Genomic DNA, 18,989 nt, shown 5'->3' on the forward strand with positions numbered 1-18,989 from the left:
GGGAATTGGGAAAGATTCAAATTCCCAATTCTTTTCTTATTTAAAGTTACTTAGCATTCCGTAAACTGCCCAAATCGCCATTGGGCGCAGGTAGTGGCAAGCCCGGAATGTACTGACGGCTGTAATCGCTTCAGGGGTACGAAATTGCAGCCCATTGTTGTAAATTTGCTCTACTACGGTTTGGGTTAGCTTTAATGCTTCTTCTTTCATATCCATTTGAATCAGAAAAGCCGCTAGTCCGAAGTTAATTCCCGTCCAGACTTCTAGGGGATGAGTAGCATCGGGGTTTTCTGGGGAACCATCAATTTTTAAGCCATTAGCAGCGCCAAAAGCTCCATTGTGGAATTTGAGAAAGCAAGCATTGTAGACAGTTTTTAAGCTAGAAAGAGTGCGAGTACTTTCTACAATATCAGGCACGCCTAGTAATCGCGCATAAAATTGTCCGCACAACTGATCTGCCATAACTACATCAGAGCCACTTTCACTATCAAGGCGATAATACTGCCCATTCCAGAGTTTTTCTTGATAAATTGGGCGCGATTGTTCTAGCCAAGTTTGATAAATAGCAATAGTTTCATTAATGGGCGGTTGATTTAAAGGAGACGTGAGAATTTCTCCTAATGGATGCTCCGGGGGATAACTGGTTAAAATTTTGCCAATAGCGATCGCACTTTCAAGTCCTGCTAACCACAAGCCGCCACAGTAGGCGCTAACTCCTTGCAAACGCCAATCGTCAAAGGTCTGATCGGGCGCTCCTGAGTTCTCTGGGATGCCGTCGCCATCTAAATCGAAGGTTTTGAGGTAATTTAAAGTTTGGACAATTGCATCCCAACAATCCCACAGCAATTCCCAATCTGTTGACCCTGTGAGGACAAAATCTCGGTGGACTTGCAAGACAAAATCGCTAGGTAAATCTTTCCATAAATTGCAATCTTGGTAGCTTGTATAGTTAGTTTTTTCCCAGGGATGTTCGTTTGGCGCTCCTAAATCGTGGGGAGTTGCATTGGCAACTTTTCGCATTCCTGTAGCTTGGTTGTAGCCAATTTCTCTAAGAGTGCGATCGCTTGTTGAAATTGCTCTAGCGTAAGCTCGTAAAATAGATTTATCTAATTTTGCCCACAGCATTAATAAACCAAAAGAGCCATAAAGCCGGACATCTAAGCTTTCGTACCAACGGTAATCTAAGCATTCTAAGACGGCAAATTGTCCGACTGGATCGCGTTCATCCGCCGCACTCCACAACGTACCACCGCTAGTTAAATCGTAAAGCTCGTTAAATAGAGCCATTTTGAACCAATCAGGCAAATCAACGCGATCAATAATTGGTTGCTGCCATGCTTGGACTTGCTTTTGCCAAGAATGGTATTGTTGTAAAGCATTAGTTACGATCGCCCAAACATTGTGACCGTTACGTCCAAAAAAGTCTGTATAGCGACGATAATAATTTACTCCTGGCGCAAATTCAGTTATCGGGAAATCCCAAGCTAAAACGAAAGGTATCTCTAGACTTTCTCCCGGTTCTAGAGTAAATTTAATGGCGATCGCACTTGCTAATTGTTCGCCATCAGCAACTGGTGTTTCATCTATATAGTTAGGTAAAGTACCATCATTAGAAAAGCTTTGCCACACATCTGCGCCTGTACCTGTAGGATTCCAGCGAGTATGATGGAATATTTGGTATTTAGGATTAGTCGAAGTTGCGATCGCCCATTGTCCTATCCCTTCTTCTACAACGTCGCTGCCAACTTTATCTAAAATACAACCTAGACTATTAGCGTCTTTTACTAAAACGTTGTAATTTCCCGCACTTTGTCCTAAACGCGGTTCATAATCATAAACTGGACTACCATCATCTCTAACTCGCACTTGTGGAGATTTAATCGAATTTGTAAACCAGCCCACCATATTTTGCCATGTCAGCATAATACTGAGCGTTAGCGGTTTATCGGTAGGATTAGCAGCTTTCCAGACAAATACTGCCACAGGATAGCTAGTTTCTTGGTAATTATCCGGCAATATAGGTGAAAATTGTTCGCATATTAGCTGAGACTGAAATACATTTTCGTAGACAAACCAGCTACGAGGATAAAGAGCATGGTATGTACCGCCATCTTTTGGATACCATTGCCAAGCTTGTAAAGTGCCGTCTTCTGGAGCTTCTGTACATAAAGCATAAGCTAAATTGCTTTGCTGTTCAAAAACGCTAAATTGACAAGCGGGAATGCTTTTAAAAGTATGCTCTCCCCCGTCAATATGCCACAAATTAAAATCGCCTTTAGAAGAACGCCCAATACAACCCGCGCCAAAGCCACCTAAAGGCATACCATGCCAAGCACCATCATCAAGGTTACTAGGATTGCGAACAGTGTAGGGTTTGTCCCATCCTAAGCCAATGGGACGATTCCAAGTACAAGGGGGAATTTGGGGTAAGAGGTGATTTTTCATCTCATCATCTTACGATTTTGGTAGCAATTTTGAAAATGCTTCTTTAAACCGCTTGCTAAAGTTTTAAACTCAAATGATTATGCGATCGCTCTATTAAAACTCTCATGAAACAACTTCCAGATGAGAAAATTTTACTTGAACTACTATCTCTAGCTCAAGAAACTGAACAAAAAGCTGAAGAACTATGTGACTTAACCGCAGAAGTTGATGAAAAATGGCGCGATCGCCTAAAGTCACTCACAAAAAAGCTATCTATTCGCCGCAACACCTAAAAACGCTTCTTTAACAAATCTTTCTCTATCTGAAGCAATAAGATCGCCAATACTCTTAAACCGCTTTTACCTAGTAGTTTAGATTCATAGCTAATAAATATCTGTTAATTAAACAAATGAAAGGTCAATTGTAGTGAAAAGCGATCGCCTTTTCCCCTCTACCCCCACACTGACACGAACAGCTTTTTTAACGGCTACTTAATTTTGAGACAACCGTTTTACTTCTTCGCCCCCTAATAGTTGATCGGCTTCAATAAGTAAAGAGGGAATGCGATCGCTATGTGGACTCGCCGCCAAACATTGACTCAAATCTACCTTGTCTAACTTATCAGCCTTAGCACCGGGAAACCAATCGCCGCCAGAACCTAGTAAGTTGTAGCGCATCTTGGCGTACTCAATCATGTCATAAGAAATTGCCAAATCTCTCAGCGCCAAAATCACCGGAATATTCACCTCTCCTGGTGTTTCGTTGAACTTTGGTAAGCCGATATGCCCAGAATTTACCCAATCTTTCCCTAATAATGCGACTTTTTGTTGTTCTAATCTGTGCAAAATTGGCGGCAAAATTTCTTCAGCCCGATCTAATAATTCTAGGGTTTTTAGGTGTTCGTCAAAGTCTTGCGGCTTTGCTGCACCAATGCTTAAAGTATGTACTTGCTCATGACTTAGACAAAATAAGTCATTAAATACCATTGGGCTAAGAGGCGCACATAAATCTACTAACTTTTGGGGCGGTTTGTACAGCATTCCGCCTTTATCAGACGGGCTAATGATAAATACACCCATATCATGACGATTAGCAGCTAGAATCGCCTCCCAGTTGATTTGATTGATGTAGTACCAATGAAGATTTATATAGTCAAATTGATTAGTGGCGATCGCCTGTAAAATAATTTCAGTCGCTCCGTGCGTCGAAAAGCCAATAAATCTAACTTTTCCTCTAGCTTGCAATGATTGAGCAACTTCTAAGCAACCCCCAGGACGCATACTTTGGTTGAAAGTTTCTTGATTATTAATCCCGTGTATTCCTAGCAAATCCACATAATCTAGCTGCAAATTGGCTAAAGATTGCTCAAAATTGCGGAGAAATTCTTTAGAATCGGCTTTAGGCAAAACTTTAGTTTGCACAATTAGGCGATCGCGCTCTAACTTAGATAAAATTTTCCCCAACTGCAACTCTGACGTACCATAACCCCGCGCTGTCTCTATATGGTTTATGCCAACTTCTAAGGCTCGTTTTATTGTTGCTTCTAAATTCTGCTGATTATCCGCCGGAATTTGCTCTTCTGGAACATCTTGCCATTTATACTGATACCTCATCCCACCGCAAGAAAATAGCGGCATTTGCAACTCTGTACGCCCAAATCGTCGATATTTCATGGTTGAGTGATAACTGATGGTGGTAGCTCGGTACTCAATCGTAATGGTAAATTAGGAGTAGACAGCGATTGAGCGTAAGCAGGAGTGAGAAAAGTCTGATAAATCTGCGCGTTTGGTGTCAATTGGTTGATAAATGCCAGACTTACCCCAGAAATTAGCTGACGCAGTGGTTGCGCCTCTGCCCCTCGACGTTCTTTAATTACCCCTGTATCGGTAAGTGCTTGGCTATTAGGATTCCCTACACTTAAATGCGTCCCCCCGATGGCTGTAACTAAATACTTTTGAGCGCCAAGCTGAGTAAAAGGTCGCAATTGATGATTGAGTACGGGCGTTATTGCATCATCGGTACTCGCTAAAACTAAGACGGGAATATTAATTTTACTTAAACCATTTTCCCCAAATAATTGCCCAACTACTGGATTAAGCGCGATCGCATTTTTTATGCGTTTATCTTGCAATTCCACTTTACTATCAATCAAAGTCGCTGCTCCACATTGCAACCAATCGGCGGGTGCTTGCGCCAAAGGGTTTACACCTTTACACGCTTGACGCAATTGCTGTAAGTTTAATTCTCCTCCAGCCACCGCCAAAGCTGTATATCCGCCCAAAGAATGACCAATAATACTCACCTTTTCTGTATATAGTTTGCCATGTAATGCTCCTGGTTGCTGGTTTAGCTTGCTCAACTGGTCAAGCAAAAAGCTAATATCTTTAGGACGATTAACAAACTCTGTAGCTGGTAGCAACGAATTTGGACTAACAGTGCGATCGGGATGTTCTAAAGCCGCTACCGTTAACCCATGACTCGCTAAATGACGCGCTAAGTAGCTAAAAAACTTGCGATCCGCCCTCAAACCTGGAGAAATTACAACTAAAGGAGTTGGGCGCAAAGCGGATAATAAAGAGTTTTGCTGAGGATAGTAGATATCTACAGGAAGATTGCGATCGCGTTTTCGATCTTGGAAAACTACTGTTTGCTCTATTACCTTGGCTTTCCCTAAAATAGTAGGGTCAAAACTAGGTTTAAACTCTGTACTACTGGTTACTGCTAACTTATCTGCTAAAGATGAACCTACTGCCTGACTTTGCAAATAAGAGGGATTAAATTTTACAGCTAAAGCGATCGCCGCCGTTGCATCTATAACAATATTTTCTTGAGGATAAGCTTTAATTAAATTAACTACGCTCACTCCGTTAGCTTGCTGGGCGGCTAAACTGACGGCAGCTTGGAGTTGCGGTAAAGTTAGTTCAGGAATCGCTACCCCCAAATACTTGAGTAATTGCTTTCCATAAGGCGAACTAGATAGTTCCTTAATATATCCATCAGCACGTTTTGGATCTATTTGGAGGCGATTATTTAAAACTTTTCGGACTTGAGGAGTTAAAAAAGCCGAGTAAAGCTGCAATTGTGGGGGTAAAGTCCCAGTTTTGGCAAATTGTTCTAATTGCGAAATTGCGATCGCACTTTCAAATCCTCCCAATTTTAGCGTTACTTTTTCGGCTGCAATTACTGGAGTTGCGGCAAGTTGCATAGTAAAAGTAATCGCTAAATACCACCATTTTTCTCTAACTACCTTTTCAATCCTACCGCTACTAAATTTTTGAACGTTAGACAGTAGTGTATTTTTATTAATCACAAAATTTTATTACCCATTTCGTTCTATTATGTACGCCTCTGGTTTTGACAGTGTTCAGCCAAAATAGGGACATTAATAATTAATTACTCAGTTTTAAACCTGCTTGCTCGTGCAAAGCAGCTTGGAAAACCATAGCTCAGAGCGTTTAAACTAGCAAAAACTAAGGTAACAAAAAATACTGGACTACTTAAATAAGCAAATAAGGGAAACAAAACATAAAATAGTGAAGACTAAAAACTTAGAGAAACTATTACATCGCTATTATGGTATTTATTGTATCGTCGGTAGTTACACGAACAGTTGCGGGTTTAACAACCATTTTAGCAACGGTTGCGATCGCTTATCCGTTTCCCAGCATTGCCCAGTTAAATCAACAGCAACCCGCCGCCCCTAGTTTACCAAGTCCAGCGAGGCGATCAGTACAGCCAGCGCTTGACTATACCTTGGGAGGAGGCGATCGCATTCGTCTTAATGTCTTTGAAGTACCAGAATACAGTGGTGACTACCAAATTCCCCCCGGAGGATCGCTATATTTACCTTTAATAGGTGGCATAACAGTGCTAGGACTAACCCAAGAACAAGCCGCCGAAGCGATCGCGGCTAGGTACTCTCGTTACCTGCGACGACCTTTAGTAACAGTAAGTTTAGTTTCTCCCCGTCCGATTAACGTGGTAGTTGCTGGAGAAGTCTATCGTCCTGGCTCTTATACAGTAGGTTTGCAAGGCGGCGCTGGCGATAATCCTGGGGTGCAGTATCCGACGATTGTAGGCGCGCTGACCTTAGCCGAGGGTGTAACCTTAGCTGCCGATATTCGTCAAGTGCAGTTGCGGCGACGACAGGGATTAGGGCCAGAAGTAGTGACCAATCTTGACTTAACCCAACTAATCCAATCAGGAATTGCCCCGCAAGATATTACCCTGCGTGATGGAGATACAATTTTTGTTCCGGTGTCGTCCCAGGTGAACTTAGCGGAGATCCGGCAATTTTCCACCGCCAGTTTTGCTGGAGCAATCAATAGACCCCGCACAGTAACCGTAGTGGGCGAAGTAAACCGTCCTGGCTCCTACACGGTAATTGGAGGCTCTACGACGGGGATTGCGACAGAGCAAGGTGGAGGCGGCGCGGGTGGCGGACTGCCAACGGTATCGCGGGCAATACAGTTAGCTGGAGGGATAAATTCTTTAGCCGATGTGCGAGGTATTCAATTACGCAGGCCAACCAAGTCTGGAACCGAACAAACTCTTAATTTGAATTTTTGGCAACTATTAACAGGCGATTCCTATCAAGACACCATAATTCAAGATGGAGATACAATTGTAATTCCTACGGTTTCGGAGCAAAACCCCGCCGAAAGCACAGTATTAGCTACAGCAAATTTTTCACCAGCGACTATCCAAGTTAGCGTCATTGGTGAAGTTAAGCGAGGAACTGGCGGTACTGGGGGTACAACCTTGCAACTACCAGCCAATACACCGCTCAATCAGGCGATATTGGCAGCCGGAGGATTCAACGATTCTAGAGCTAGGAGAACTACCGTCGATTTAATTCGTTTAAATCCCAATGGTTCGGTGACAAAACGCCAAGTTAGAGTTAACTTAGGACAAGGTATTAGCGAAGAAGTTAATCCCATCCTCCGCAATAACGATACTATAGTTATCAATCGTTCTTTCTTAGGTAGAGTCGGAGATACTATAGGCGCAGTGGGTAATCCTATATTTAGCCTGTTTAATTTTTTCAGATTGTTTGGGAATTAATTGTTGACTTAAAAGCAGGGCGGCTCGGCTCCTACCGCCGCCCTTAAAAAATCGCCCTACGGGGATTGATTTAACATTGATGCGATCGCCCCTAACAATTTTTCTGGGACAAAAGGCTTAGTAAAGTAAGCATTTGCCCCCAAATCTTTAGCTTTTTTACGGTGTTGATCGTTTTCCCTTGAAGTCAGCATCGCCACAGGTAAATTTTGCCAATTTTTAGAACTGCGAATCTCTCTAAGTAGGCTAAATCCATCCATCCGAGGCATTTCAATATCTGAAATTACGGCGTTGTATAAATCCCCTGGCTGGTTCAATGCCTCTACAGCTTCTTTCCCATCTCGACATTGCACAACTTGATAGCCCGACTTGCTCAAAACTTGGTCTAGTAACCGTCTTACCGTCACTGAGTCATCAACAATTAAAATTGTGGTCTTAGCTTGGGAAGATGACTTAAACGCCCCAGGCGAGGCTAATAAGGGCTGTTTTCGATTGATTAAGTCGCCCCAGTAGTTAGGCGATAGAACTGTAACTACTTCACCCGTACCTAGCACCGTACAGCCAGCAATATAAGGTGGCACTTTGACCGTAGCATCAAAAGGCTTAAGGACAAGTTCTTTTTCTCCTAGTAAAGAATTGACCGCAACAACTACAGGCTCACCGCCTACATCTAAAACAATGCCTAAGTGTTGGTTAAATTGCTCCGCCGCCGGGACGCTATCAGCGCGAGTGTAGGGAAGGATTTTTGTCAAACAAAATATTGGTACAGGGCGATCATGCCATGTTATTGTCTCCGTTTGGGCAGAATAACCGCCAAATTCAGCTAAGGCAATAATTTCTAAAATATTTACTGATGGAATTGCCAATGTGCGCTGCTGACAACGACAAAGTAGCAGAGGTAAAATACTAAATATTATGGGAATCGTAATTGTAAACTTAGTTCCTTGTCCAACTTTAGTTACTACTTGAACTGTGCCGCGCAGTCGCTCTATTTGGGTGCGAACTACATCCAACCCCACACCCCGACCAGAAAGATCGGTAACAGTCTTCGCTGTAGAAAACCCCGGCATAAATAGAAATTGCAAAATTTGCTCTGGCGTAAGCTCCGCAGTTGAGCTATATAAACCCGTCTCTATGGCTCTGTCTAGGACTTTTTGAGTATCTATACCGCGTCCATCATCAGAAATTGTAACTACTACTTGATTGGCTTGAACATGAGACGTTAGAGTAATTTGCGCGACTTTTGACTTACCTGAACTTAGCCGTTCTTCGGGGGTTTCGATGCCATGATCGAAAGAATTGCGGACTAAATGAGTTAGGGGAGTTTGCAGTTGTTCGAGAATTACTTGGTCAATTAAAGTTTCTTTGTTTGTAATCTCAAGTTTTACAGATTTATGATAGCGATCGCACATTGTTTGCAATGGGCTAACAAACCTTTGAGCCAAAAAGTTAAACGGTACTAAGCGAGATTCGGTCAAGTCGCCCCGTAAAGAGTCAAGTTGTTGGCGCAATCGATCTAATCCAGTCTGAAAGTCACGACTAATTAGTTCAATATCAGACTTGGTTTCCTGCACTCGTACCATGACTTCCTGCAAATCTTGCAACGTTGTGTGAAAGCCCGTGTACTGGTCAAATTGCAGAGCATCAAATTCGCCGCCATCTAAATTACTTATCCCCATAGACGCTAAAGGGCTGGCTAATTGGTCGTAAAAAACCCTGACTTGTTCGTTGATAGGATTGAGCTTATGCGACTCTTTATTGAGAGTCAAATTTGACTGATAAAGTTGGGAATTATACAAAGACAAACGCTCGTGACCGATCAGTAATTCCCCTAAAGCATTACTCATCCGGTCGAGTTTAGTAACAGGAATCCGTAAGTTTAAAGCCGGAGCAACTTGGGCGACAAGTTGACTTTCTGTCGCCCCAACGGGTTCAGGAGTCGAAGTTTGCGGAGCAGGATTAAGAACTTGACTGCGCTTTTCCCGCAATTGAGTAATTTCTTTGATGACTGTCGCTAAAAGTATCTCTACTTTGGCGCTTTGTACTTGTTCAACGTTCGAGGCTGAGGCGATTAGCCATTCTAGATTTAAAGTTTGCCCTAATAAAGTACATTCTTCTACAAAACCCGTCAACCCTTGTTTGAGCAATACTATTTGGATAGGTGCGATCAGCAATTTCTCGATTCTTTGCAGACATTCCTCTAAATCAATCTCTAAAACCGTTTTGAGGATAAAAGGATTAATCGCCACTGATTCAAAAGCTGTATCCTCTTGACGGGGAGCTAATTCTTGCAAAAACCCTTCCAGAGCGATCGCAATGGGTAAAGTAGATTCTGACCCTATTACCGCGTCGGGATTGCTAACAGCTTGGGCGACTAACTCTTTAACTTGCTCTATACCAATAAATAACAGTTCGTAAGCTGTATCTATTTGAGATTTTGCCCGACCATCGTTTAGCGCTTCTAGCAAGTCTTCTAACTTGTGAGCGAGTTTGTGTAAAACTGGAATTTCGGCAATCCCCGCGCCTCCTTTAATTGAGTGCGCCGCCCGCATCAGTACCGTATATTCTTGCTCAATTTCTTGAGGCTTTACACTAGCTGGACTACGGGCAAAAGCCACTAACTTTTGCATTCCTTGTTCTAGCATTACCAAATAATCGGGCGCATCCTCGTACAAAAAGCAAGAACGAGCTTCAAGTAAAATTGCTTTTAAACTAGCAGTATCTAGTACCATTTATTTTTCTACCTTGCTTAAAGTGTGATAATTTTTCCTTTTTGCAACTCTCCTCCTTCCTACCGCATTGGGAATTACCAATTACCCATTACCCATTACCTATTTTTCTACCTGAAAGCGAGCTACAGAGTTTTGCAGTTCTTCAGCAACGCCGACTAATTGCTTCAAGGATACCGAAACGGCTTCGGATTCCTGGGAATTATTTAGGGCAATCGCGGCGACTTCGTGCATAGTTTTATTAACACTTTGAGAAGCGATCGTCTGAGAAACGGTACTTGCAGAAATTGACTGTAATAGTTGGTCAATAGTGTTGCTAATGTTGGCTAGTCCCGCCAAGGTTTGCTTAGTTTTGCCCACCAATTGAGTCCCGGTGACAACTTGAGTTGTACTATTTTCCATTGTTTGCAATACTTCGGCGGTTTCTTGTTGAATTGTGCCAACTAATTGCTCAATTTCTTTGGTTGAATCGGTAACTCGTTCCGCCAAGCGTCTAACTTCGTCGGCTACTACGCGGAAACCTTGCCCGTGTTCTCCGGCGCGAGCGGCTTCAATAGAGGCATTAAAAGCTAATAGGTTTGTTTTTTCCGAAATTCCCGAAATAATGCTTACAACTTTAGAAATCTCTTGAGATGACTCCGCTAGGCGTTTGACTTTTTTTGAAGTTTCGGCGACGCTAGAACGAATATTTTGGATACTACCTACAGTTAAATCCATAGTCTCACCACCCTCTTTAGCAGCTTCTACAGCCTCACGAGCGATCGCGGCGGCTTTTTGAGCAGAATCGGCTACCGATTGAATTGATTGCCCAATTTCTTCTACCGAGTTGAGGGCTTGATTAACTGCTTGTGCCTGAGTTGTGGCTTCTGTAGAGAGTTTGCCTACTGAGGCTTCGCTACTAAAGGTTGATTGTTGTACTTGGCTGCTGGCAGCTTTTACTTGGGTAACAATTTCTCTCAAACTGCGAATTGTGGCGTTAAAAGCATCGGCAATAGATCCCATTGCCCCTTCGTCTACTTTTGCCTTAATAGTTAAATCTCCTTGTTGAGCATCTTCAATATCTAGCAAAAAGGCAATTACTCCTTGTTGCAAACGTTCTTTTTCTTGTCGTTGAAAGTCTGCTTCGGCTTGGCGGATATCAGATTGGTCTTGTAAAGCGGCGGCGGCAGCGTTGATGCTATCAGCCATTTGGTTAAAGGTCAAAGCTAGTTTTCCTACTTCATCAGTGGCAAAAACCTCCGCTCTTACTGTGCGATTTCCTAAAGAAAATTCTTGCGCCGTCTGCTGCAATCTTTCGATTGGTTTAGGAATAGCTCGCCTTAAAATTATTGCCCAGGCTGTGATTAAAACTATTGCCAACAGGAGTACAGCTAATTCTTGCCATAAACTTTGATTTAGTAAGTCGTTAAGGGCGTTTTCGGGTGTGCCTCTAACTAAAATTGTCACCGCCTCCCCTGGAGCGTTAGGAACCGCCACCGCCCCTTCTGCTGTCTCTCTTGTGAGGTTTGGTAAGGTTCTAGCTGCTAACGTATAGGTTTGGTTGCCCACTTGCGATCGCTTTGTGACTGATTCTCCTTTGGCAGCGATCGCATCTTCTAGTAGTTCTGTATCTGGCAATAATACCTGTGATTGAGCTTGTTCTAAATTCTTGCCAATTCCTCGATCTATTGAGGTTGCCATAGCAAATTCTCCCGTAGGTTTATGGGAGTAAATAGCACTATAGCCACCGCCAATAGCTTTTAATGTGCCTTTAACTATCGGCAATTTTCCATTTACAATATCTCCCGAAACCAAAGCCCCAATAATCTGTTTGCTTACAGGATCTTTCACCGCCGTTACTGTATAACGAATTAGAGCATCTTGATTTGTAAAACCTTTAGGTAAAATTGCCCCTTCTTTTTTTAATTCATTCCAATTGACAATCGCACTAGCTTTAATTTGCCTCTGGTCGTTAAAAACTTCTTTAACTAAGTTGTTAGGATTAAAAACTTCTCCCTGTCGATTGGTATTTGCATTAATAATAATGCGTAAATCTTTGCCAACTAAAGTAGCGTATTCAATTTTTCTTGCTTTTACTTCATTAACAAGAATCTTTTTGACCTGGCTTTGTAATTCCGCCGATATAGGCTTGTTTTCTGCCTGAGCTTTTGCAGCATTAATAATTGCAATGTTGTCAGATTGACCGCGAAACCCAAACCCCATTTGGTTAACTTTAATGTTGTAATTAATTTCTGTAACGGCTACTTCAGATTTTGCTTGATTAAGTAGCTGGCTTCGCAGTCCAGTTTCAATAATGTATCTTACTCCTAATCCTAGAGCGATTACAGATACTAATTCTGAGGCGAGTAAGGCGATAACCTGCTTTCGGCTAATAGGCAGGTTATAAAACCATTGCAAAGGCGATTTTTTGACACTGGATATAACTGGGAGGGGCGCTTTTTGCCCTTTGTTTTGAGGTAGCTGAAAGTTACTAACGTGGGTGGAATGTAAATTAGGTTCGGGTTCTAAAAAGCTACTTTCAGGAAATTCTAATGCTTCCAAAGCTTTACGGGCAATAGCTCCCATCGAGCCTACGGGGTCAGCATCCACTATTTCTTGATAAACGGCTTTTGCTTCACTGATTCTGTCTGATTGCTGTAAAACTGTTGCTAAACTAATTTTATTTACTAAATCACTGGGGTCTAGTGCAATTTCTGCTTCAAGGGATGCAATTAACGATTCAATATTTTGAGTATTTGTCTGGTACATATTATTATTTGTAGTTGTCATACGTTACTAGGCTCCAGGTTAAAAATATTCTGCAAAACGGCTTGAACATCAATAAGTGTGTGTTTTTCGTTATCAAGTACAATACTATTTGTCTTTAATTCTTTCCAGGCTAAGGTAGAATCAGAAATTAAAGATTGAACTGTTAAATCTACAGAAATAATCCCTTCTAAATGGGATATTACACAGCCTACCTGCTGCTCCGAATTATGATTACCGCTTAATACTAATAAAGTCAAAGTATCTGGCGATCGCCTATTTTTTTTGTCGGGTTCTATTTGCAATAAATCGCTTAGTTCTAAAACCCATAGCAATTTACCACGCTGATTTACTACCCCAATTAAAGAAGCAGACACTCCGGGGACTGGGCAAATTTCTTCGTAGGCCAAAGAAATTACTTCTTCGGTACTTTCCAAAGGAAATAAAACCTTTACTGATTGGCGCAATTGACAGCAAAAATAATCAGTTATCATAGCAATATTTAATTAAGATGCTTGCAAACTATTTGAACTAAGTTGTTAGGAGCAAAAGGCTTAGTAATATAGTCATTTCCTCCTTGACGCAAAGCCCAAAACCGATCAAATTCTTGATCTTTTGAAGAACAAAAAACAATCGGTATGTCTTTAAACTGAGCATCAGTTCTAATTTGCCTACAAAAGTCTAAGCCACTAATTCCAGGCATCACAATATCTAAAACAATTAAATCGGGCTGACCATTTTCTGTCAGCCAAACTATAGCAGATTCCGCCGAATCTGCTAAGGCAACTTTTAAGCCAGATTGTTGCAGCAACAATACTATTAAACGTTGTTCAGCGCGAGAATCTTCAACTACTAATACAGTTTTCATTGATTTATTCCTATTGAAGATGAATTAATTAATTCGCTGACAGTATTTAGTAATTGTTCTGGCTGAAATGGTTTAGTAATATAATTTGTTGCCCCTACCATCCGAGCGCGAATTCTATCTACTAGTCCATCCCTTCCTGTCAACATTACAATGGGAACTTCTTTTAGGGCGCTCGATAAGCGCAACATTCGGCAAAGTTCATAGCCATCAATGTCGGGCATCGAAATATCCATTAATACCAAATTGGGTTTGTCGCGTACTAACATCGTAAGAACTCGTGCGGGTTCCATTAGTTCCAAAACTCGATAGCCGGCCGACTCCAAAATTAGTTTTACGTTACGCTGAACGGTTTTACTGTCATCAATGCAAGCAACTACAGGGCGAGTATCATTTTGAACGCTACGGTAAGGGTTAACGCCCATAATATCTGTCCGCATGAATGAATGTACAAAATTAGCTAATTTTAATACATCCATTTTTAACTGCTGTGCTACTTCGTAAAAACAAAGATTTTTACCTAGGGTTTGAGTTAATAAATCGAGTTGCTGAGGTTTGCCAGTTTTTATTTGATAAACAGCTTGAGCAAATTGTTCAAGGTCTTTTATATAAGGTCTAGAATAGGGAGAATTAATTTCTGCTTGAATTTGTTTCCATTGATTAAGTGGGTTTTGTAAAGGTGCAATAATTTGGGGTAAGGAAACAGATAATAATAAGGGATCTAACCCAATTTTTTTATTAAATCCTAGTTGGACATTGGGCAAACTAAGAGACTGTAAAAGTGCTTCTTGAGAGCATAAAAAAAGCAATTGACGAACTTCTTTTAAAGATAGTTGACCCGATTGCCAACAATGACAGAGATATTGATAATCTGAAGAAAACTTATTCGAGTCAAAAGATTCTAATCGAGGATAGTGCTGTAATAAATAGGCAAGGCGTTCTTGTTGTCCTATGGCGCTAGTTGCAAAGTGAATATGCCCGCTACCTACATAAACTCGCCAAAATAACGAATCAGAATTAGGGTCGCGGATTGTCAGTTGCCCAGAAAGCTTTTTTTGTCCAATATCTTGCAAAGCTTTAGCTACAGAGATACTTCTAGTCGCAGTTGTAGTTGGCTTAGATTGCGGTTCAACGGTTTCAGCCATTGGAGAACTCCTATAGCAGGATACATAATAACAAGGCTATGTTAAATAAAAATATAGAACTCAATATTTGCGGTCAGATAATAACTTTAAAAGTCATCTACAGGCGCTATATAAATTAAGCTACTTTTAAAATTACCGCTAAGGACGCTAGGTTTGTAACCGAGATTATACGGATAACTTAGCTGATAAAAGTTTAATATCCGGGAAATTACTATAGTATTTTTTTGGAAATCTACTGATTAATTAAATTAGATAATCAGGGAAAATACTTAAAATATAAATTAGTAAGTAAGAGTTTTAATTATTTATCGCGGCTTAAGTACATTTGTTTGTGTATTGTACTTATGTGTTTTTTATTACTATAGTGCTAAAAATTTTGGCGATCGCTCAGTTCTGGCATTTTAAGTTGTTGCAAAAAGAACTCCTCTAAAGAAGGGCGCGACAAATTTAAGGTAATAATACGGATATGAAGGGCGGATAAACGAGCGAGAAATTCATCAATATTTTTAGTCAAAATTTGACCGTGCCAGTATCTATCTTTTTCCCAAGTAAGATCGATTACCCATTGATTAAGTAAATCCTCATTACCGCCTTGAGCCTTAATATGATACACATTAGCTGTGCCTAACAGTTCGTCAATAGAGCCACTACAAATCAATTGTCCTCGGTCGAGAATAGCCACGCGATCGCATATTTGCTCTACTTCCGATAAAATATGACTGTTAAAAAAAATTGTTTTGCCTTGCTGTTTGAGAGACAAAATAATACTCCGCATTTGGTAGCGTCCGAGGGGGTCGAGTCCTGACATTGGCTCGTCAAGAAATACCAATTCAGGGTCGTTAATCAACGCTTGCGCCATACCTACACGCTGAAGCATACCTTTAGAGTATTGACGCATCTGTTTTTTACGAGCGGCGGTTTGGGGTAATCCAACTAATTCTAGAAGTTGAGGAATCCGCGATTTTTGAACTTGAGCCGGAATTTGAAACAATCCCGCCGTCATTTGCAAACATTCCCATCCGGTCAAATAGTCATAAAAATAGGCATTTTCTGGCAAATAGCCCAAGCGCTGCTTGACAGGGCGACTTCCCAAAGGATGATTCAATAGCAAACCGCGCCCCGAAGTTGGGCGAACAATGCCTAAGAGCAGCTTTAATAAAGTAGTTTTTCCGGCTCCATTGGGTCCTAAGAGTCCAAAGGTTTCGCCTTGAAAAACACTAATAGAGCAGCCTTTGAGGGAAGCAATTTTTTGATTTAGCCAAAAACCAGTGCGATAGACTTTACTTAAGTCAAAAGTTTGTACTACGGTTGGGCGCGATCGCATATTAGTTGGCTCGGCGGAGTCGATAATTGACTTCATTTAACTTAGGTAAAACGTCTTCTAAAATATCTAATATAGGCTCGAATCGGCAGGAAATAGATGGATCGTTCAAAAATTGTTGCGGTAGTTACAGGCGCGATCGCACTGTTGCTGGGAATTGTATATTTAGTTATTGTCCAATTTTTAGATTTTCGCGGTGAAATGCTCCCCGCGCCCCAAGTACAAATGGTACAGAATATAACTTTAGCGGCTAAGTAACAATAAAAGCGATCGCGCATATTCTGGGGGAATTGGCGATCGCCTTAATTCTTTCTATTCTGCGCTCAAGGGAGAAAATAGCCTAGTATCTGATGAGTAAATCCAAGAAACTCCTTCAGGATCGCGGGTTTGCGTCCAGGTGGAGAAATCGGGATCGTCTCTACGCTTGTAAATGGTGCTGGAATGAACATCAAGCCGTTTAGCAAGCTCTGATTGAATTAAACCTAGGGGCGATTCTACTGGGGAATATTCTTCAACTTCTTTAGGAGACAGTGCAGAAACTACCGGAGTTACAGGGGCAATATTTGCCGTTTCTTCTACTTCTACTAACTGGGGTAAAGGTTCGCTTTCATCTAAAATATTGCCAATAATACTTGCAGTAATAAAATAATACACCGCGTCTTGGCGCTCATAATTGCGGCACTGAGCGCCGAATTCTTGAGCTTTTGTATCTAGATAGCGTTTAGCTGTTACCGCGCTAAAGTTAGCTTTCATCGCTAAATCAAGCGGAGTAATCGCCCCTTGATTGAGTTGAATCAGATTGTAAAAAAGTGGGTCAACTTGTTTGCTCCATTTTTCCCACTGGTATCGCTGCCAAATATTTAACCCTACACTAAGCAAAAGTAGAAATAGGATAATTGGCCAAGTGGCAAAAAGGAAAATAATTAAAATTGCGATCGGCAAGAGGATTATCAGAAATCCACTCTCATTATTGTCATCTATTGCTTGTTCAGCCATGCCTGTTTGTGCAAATTGACTTGCTGGCAAATCAATTTAATTTTTGCTTATATTGGCATCTTTTGCTAATTTTTTGGCAAAACTTGTTTTTGCCAAAAAATTACATAATGGCTGAAAACTCCATTAATGAAACTTCCCAGACTAAACGCGGCTGCACAAAACTAAGTAAATACTTGCGGGCGAGTTCTAATTTCTCTAAAGGAGGAGCGGAAATTTTGCCCGACAAAAATTGCTGCCAATATTGCTGTTGGAGATAATCTAGCAGCCACAATTGCACTTCTAGCTCTAATAAACCTACTTGACGAGCAAGTTCTAAGGCATTACGGAGCGACGATTTGGGCAATTGCTCTAAAGATTGGATTAGCTCTGGAGGAATTGCTTGGCAAATTTCCACCGCAGCTATTGCATTTCCAGGGCTACCTTGACAGGTTGCTAAAATGGCGGGATGTGCTGACAAAATTGCTTCCTGTCCGCTCTGGCGCAATACTTGGGATAGGGCTTCAAGGTTGAGGCGATAAAAAGGAATTTTTTGACAGCGCGATACTAAAGTAGGCAATAAAGATTCGGCATTAGGGGCAATTAAAATTAGGGTGGCTTGTCCTGGTTCTTCGAGGGTTTTTAGTAAAGCATTGGCGGCAGATTCGGCCATAGTTTCGGCTTTTTCAATAACTACCACCGAACGAGGCGCGATCGCACTGCGACGGCTGAGAAATTGAGCAATTTCCCGAATTTGCTCAGTACGAATGATTGGCGGGGCTTTGCGTTTTAGCTTTTTTTCGGCGGCTTCGGCGGCGCTGTAACGCTGTCCTTGGTAAAGATAGGTCGGTTGAACCCAAAGTACATCGGGGTGAGTGCCTTGGCGCAAGCGGGTTTGAATGGGGGGTTGTTCGACGGTGGGCAAGTGCTGGCAAAATAATTGTTCAATAAAACATCGCGCTGCTAAACTCCGCCCAATTCCATCTACTCCAGCAAATAAGTAAGCGGGGGCAATTCGATTTTGGATAACAGCTTGGTTGAGTAATTCAACAGCCTGGGTTTGTCCGATTAAGGATGCAAAAAAATTCATTGGCTAAGGTGTTGCTGCAAAATTGCTCTAATTTGCTCTTGTACGGCTTGCTCATCTAAACTAGCATCCACTCGCTTGATCCGGTGCGGAAAAGCTTGCGCCAACTGATTGTAGCCCTCCTGGACTCTTTGATGGAAGCCTAAATCTGCTTGCTCAATGCGATCGCACTTTCCTCTAAGTCTGGTTCTGATTAAACTTACTTCTACCGCAACATCAAGCCAAATAGTTAAGTGACTTTCTAACCCATTGGTGGCAAAAAAATTAAGCCCGTCGATCATAGAGCGTGGTAAACCCCTACCGTAGCCTTGATAGGCAATAGTTGAATCGGTGTAGCGATCGCATAAAATGATTGTGTCTGTTGCTAGAGATGGCAGCAGCACTTCTTGGACGTGCTGGGCGCGATCGGCGGCGTATAATAATAATTCGGCGGTGGGGTAAATTGGCTGAGTGTTTTTTACTTGCAGCAATAATTGACGCAAGCCTAATCCTAGTTCTGTATCGCCTGGTTCGCGGGTTTTAACTATTTTGCGATCGCTTCCGTTTGCTTGTAGCCATAAATAAGACTTTTCCAATTGGGTAGTTTTGCCAGAACCTTCAACTCCCTCAAACACAATTAATTTACCAGCCATGACTCAAA

The 18,989-nt window shown here is 41.7% G+C and carries 15 protein-coding genes; 3 read left to right on the forward strand and 12 right to left on the reverse strand.

From position 1 onward, the window contains the following. Positions 1-36: 36 nt before the first annotated feature. Entirely contained in the window at positions 37-2,445 is a 2,409-nt protein-coding gene (locus C7B70_RS05650) for a GH116 family glycosyl hydrolase (RefSeq protein ID WP_106368090.1), read from the reverse strand. 104 nt (positions 2,446-2,549) lie between these two features. Here C7B70_RS05650 and C7B70_RS26875 point away from each other — a divergent pair, with 104 nt between their 5' ends. Further along, positions 2,550-2,717: a hypothetical protein gene (locus tag C7B70_RS26875; protein ID WP_199192086.1), complete on the forward strand. Its 168-nt coding sequence runs from the start codon at positions 2,550-2,552 to the stop codon at positions 2,715-2,717. 198 nt (positions 2,718-2,915) lie between these two features. Here C7B70_RS26875 and C7B70_RS05655 read toward each other — a convergent pair whose 3' ends face one another. Continuing rightward, positions 2,916-4,097, reverse strand: a complete 1,182-nt coding sequence (locus C7B70_RS05655) for an aldo/keto reductase (protein WP_106368091.1) — start codon at positions 4,095-4,097, stop codon at positions 2,916-2,918. Further along, positions 4,094-5,734, reverse strand: coding sequence for an alpha/beta hydrolase (locus tag C7B70_RS05660; RefSeq protein ID WP_199192087.1), 1,641 nt, complete (start codon positions 5,732-5,734; stop codon positions 4,094-4,096). Before C7B70_RS05660 ends, C7B70_RS05655 begins: the two co-directional genes overlap by 4 nt. A 263-nt stretch (positions 5,735-5,997) precedes the next feature. Between C7B70_RS05660 and C7B70_RS05665 the strand changes: the two genes are divergently transcribed. Beyond that, positions 5,998-7,488: a polysaccharide biosynthesis/export family protein gene (locus C7B70_RS05665; protein WP_106368092.1), complete on the forward strand. Its 1,491-nt coding sequence runs from the start codon at positions 5,998-6,000 to the stop codon at positions 7,486-7,488. A gap of 56 nt (positions 7,489-7,544) precedes the next feature. Here the strand turns inward: C7B70_RS05665 and C7B70_RS05670 are convergent, their stop codons facing one another. From C7B70_RS05670 to C7B70_RS05695, 6 genes are all read right to left on the reverse strand, one after another. Further along, a complete protein-coding gene (locus tag C7B70_RS05670) occupies positions 7,545-10,217 on the reverse strand; it encodes a hybrid sensor histidine kinase/response regulator (protein ID WP_106368093.1) in 2,673 nt (890 codons plus the stop codon). A 99-nt stretch (positions 10,218-10,316) separates the two neighbouring features. Beyond that, on the reverse strand, positions 10,317-12,983 hold the full coding sequence (locus C7B70_RS26880) for a methyl-accepting chemotaxis protein (RefSeq protein WP_199192088.1): 2,667 nt from the start codon (positions 12,981-12,983) through the stop codon (positions 10,317-10,319). Then, positions 12,980-13,453, reverse strand: coding sequence for a chemotaxis protein CheW (locus C7B70_RS05680; protein WP_106368094.1), 474 nt, complete (start codon positions 13,451-13,453; stop codon positions 12,980-12,982). The genes C7B70_RS26880 and C7B70_RS05680 overlap by 4 nt, the downstream gene beginning before the upstream one ends. Positions 13,454-13,461: 8 nt before the next feature. Continuing rightward, positions 13,462-13,827 carry a PleD family two-component system response regulator gene (locus tag C7B70_RS05685; RefSeq protein WP_106368095.1) on the reverse strand — a complete coding sequence of 122 codons (366 nt, stop codon included), beginning with the start codon at positions 13,825-13,827 and terminating at the stop codon, positions 13,462-13,464. After that, positions 13,824-14,969: a response regulator gene (locus C7B70_RS05690; protein ID WP_106368096.1), complete on the reverse strand. Its 1,146-nt coding sequence runs from the start codon at positions 14,967-14,969 to the stop codon at positions 13,824-13,826. Before C7B70_RS05690 ends, C7B70_RS05685 begins: the two co-directional genes overlap by 4 nt. A 367-nt stretch (positions 14,970-15,336) precedes the next feature. Continuing rightward, positions 15,337-16,329, reverse strand: a complete 993-nt coding sequence (locus tag C7B70_RS05695; RefSeq protein WP_106368097.1) for an ABC transporter ATP-binding protein — start codon at positions 16,327-16,329, stop codon at positions 15,337-15,339. Between the two features lie 60 nt (positions 16,330-16,389). Here C7B70_RS05695 and C7B70_RS05700 point away from each other — a divergent pair, with 60 nt between their 5' ends. Then, positions 16,390-16,548 (forward strand): hypothetical protein, encoded by a 159-nt coding sequence (locus tag C7B70_RS05700; RefSeq protein WP_106368098.1) that lies wholly within the window; start codon positions 16,390-16,392, stop codon positions 16,546-16,548. Between the two features lie 54 nt (positions 16,549-16,602). Here the strand turns inward: C7B70_RS05700 and C7B70_RS05705 are convergent, their stop codons facing one another. From C7B70_RS05705 to tmk, 3 genes are all read right to left on the reverse strand, one after another. After that, positions 16,603-17,286: a hypothetical protein gene (locus tag C7B70_RS05705; RefSeq protein WP_106368196.1), complete on the reverse strand. Its 684-nt coding sequence runs from the start codon at positions 17,284-17,286 to the stop codon at positions 16,603-16,605. A gap of 100 nt (positions 17,287-17,386) precedes the next feature. Then, positions 17,387-18,352, reverse strand: a complete 966-nt coding sequence (gene holB, locus C7B70_RS05710; RefSeq protein ID WP_106368099.1) for a DNA polymerase III subunit delta' — start codon at positions 18,350-18,352, stop codon at positions 17,387-17,389. Next, positions 18,349-18,981: a dTMP kinase gene (gene tmk, locus C7B70_RS05715; RefSeq protein ID WP_106368100.1), complete on the reverse strand. Its 633-nt coding sequence runs from the start codon at positions 18,979-18,981 to the stop codon at positions 18,349-18,351. Before tmk ends, holB begins: the two co-directional genes overlap by 4 nt. Positions 18,982-18,989 lie beyond the last annotated feature (8 nt).

It is taken from the genome of Chlorogloea sp. CCALA 695, from assembly GCF_003003885.1.
GTDB lineage: Bacteria > Cyanobacteriota > Cyanobacteriia > Cyanobacteriales > Chroococcidiopsidaceae > Aliterella.

Excerpts from the sequence above, each read along its gene's own strand:
- C7B70_RS05650 (WP_106368090.1), bottom strand. The coding sequence starts at position 2,445 with ATGAAAAATCACCTCTTACCCCAAATTCCCCCTTGTACTTGGAATCGT.
- C7B70_RS26875 (WP_199192086.1), top strand. The coding sequence starts at position 2,550 with ATGAAACAACTTCCAGATGAGAAAATTTTACTTGAACTACTATCTCTA.
- C7B70_RS05655 (WP_106368091.1), bottom strand. The coding sequence starts at position 4,097 with ATGAAATATCGACGATTTGGGCGTACAGAGTTGCAAATGCCGCTATTT.
- C7B70_RS05665 (WP_106368092.1), top strand. The coding sequence starts at position 5,998 with ATGGTATTTATTGTATCGTCGGTAGTTACACGAACAGTTGCGGGTTTA.
- C7B70_RS05670 (WP_106368093.1), bottom strand. The coding sequence starts at position 10,217 with ATGGTACTAGATACTGCTAGTTTAAAAGCAATTTTACTTGAAGCTCGT.
- C7B70_RS26880 (WP_199192088.1), bottom strand. The coding sequence starts at position 12,983 with ATGACAACTACAAATAATAATATGTACCAGACAAATACTCAAAATATT.
- C7B70_RS05680 (WP_106368094.1), bottom strand. The coding sequence starts at position 13,453 with ATGATAACTGATTATTTTTGCTGTCAATTGCGCCAATCAGTAAAGGTT.
- C7B70_RS05685 (WP_106368095.1), bottom strand. The coding sequence starts at position 13,827 with ATGAAAACTGTATTAGTAGTTGAAGATTCTCGCGCTGAACAACGTTTA.
- C7B70_RS05690 (WP_106368096.1), bottom strand. The coding sequence starts at position 14,969 with ATGGCTGAAACCGTTGAACCGCAATCTAAGCCAACTACAACTGCGACT.
- C7B70_RS05695 (WP_106368097.1), bottom strand. The coding sequence starts at position 16,329 with ATGAAGTCAATTATCGACTCCGCCGAGCCAACTAATATGCGATCGCGC.
- C7B70_RS05700 (WP_106368098.1), top strand. The coding sequence starts at position 16,390 with ATGGATCGTTCAAAAATTGTTGCGGTAGTTACAGGCGCGATCGCACTG.
- C7B70_RS05705 (WP_106368196.1), bottom strand. The coding sequence starts at position 17,286 with ATGGCTGAACAAGCAATAGATGACAATAATGAGAGTGGATTTCTGATA.
- holB (WP_106368099.1), bottom strand. The coding sequence starts at position 18,352 with ATGAATTTTTTTGCATCCTTAATCGGACAAACCCAGGCTGTTGAATTA.
- tmk (WP_106368100.1), bottom strand. The coding sequence starts at position 18,981 with ATGGCTGGTAAATTAATTGTGTTTGAGGGAGTTGAAGGTTCTGGCAAA.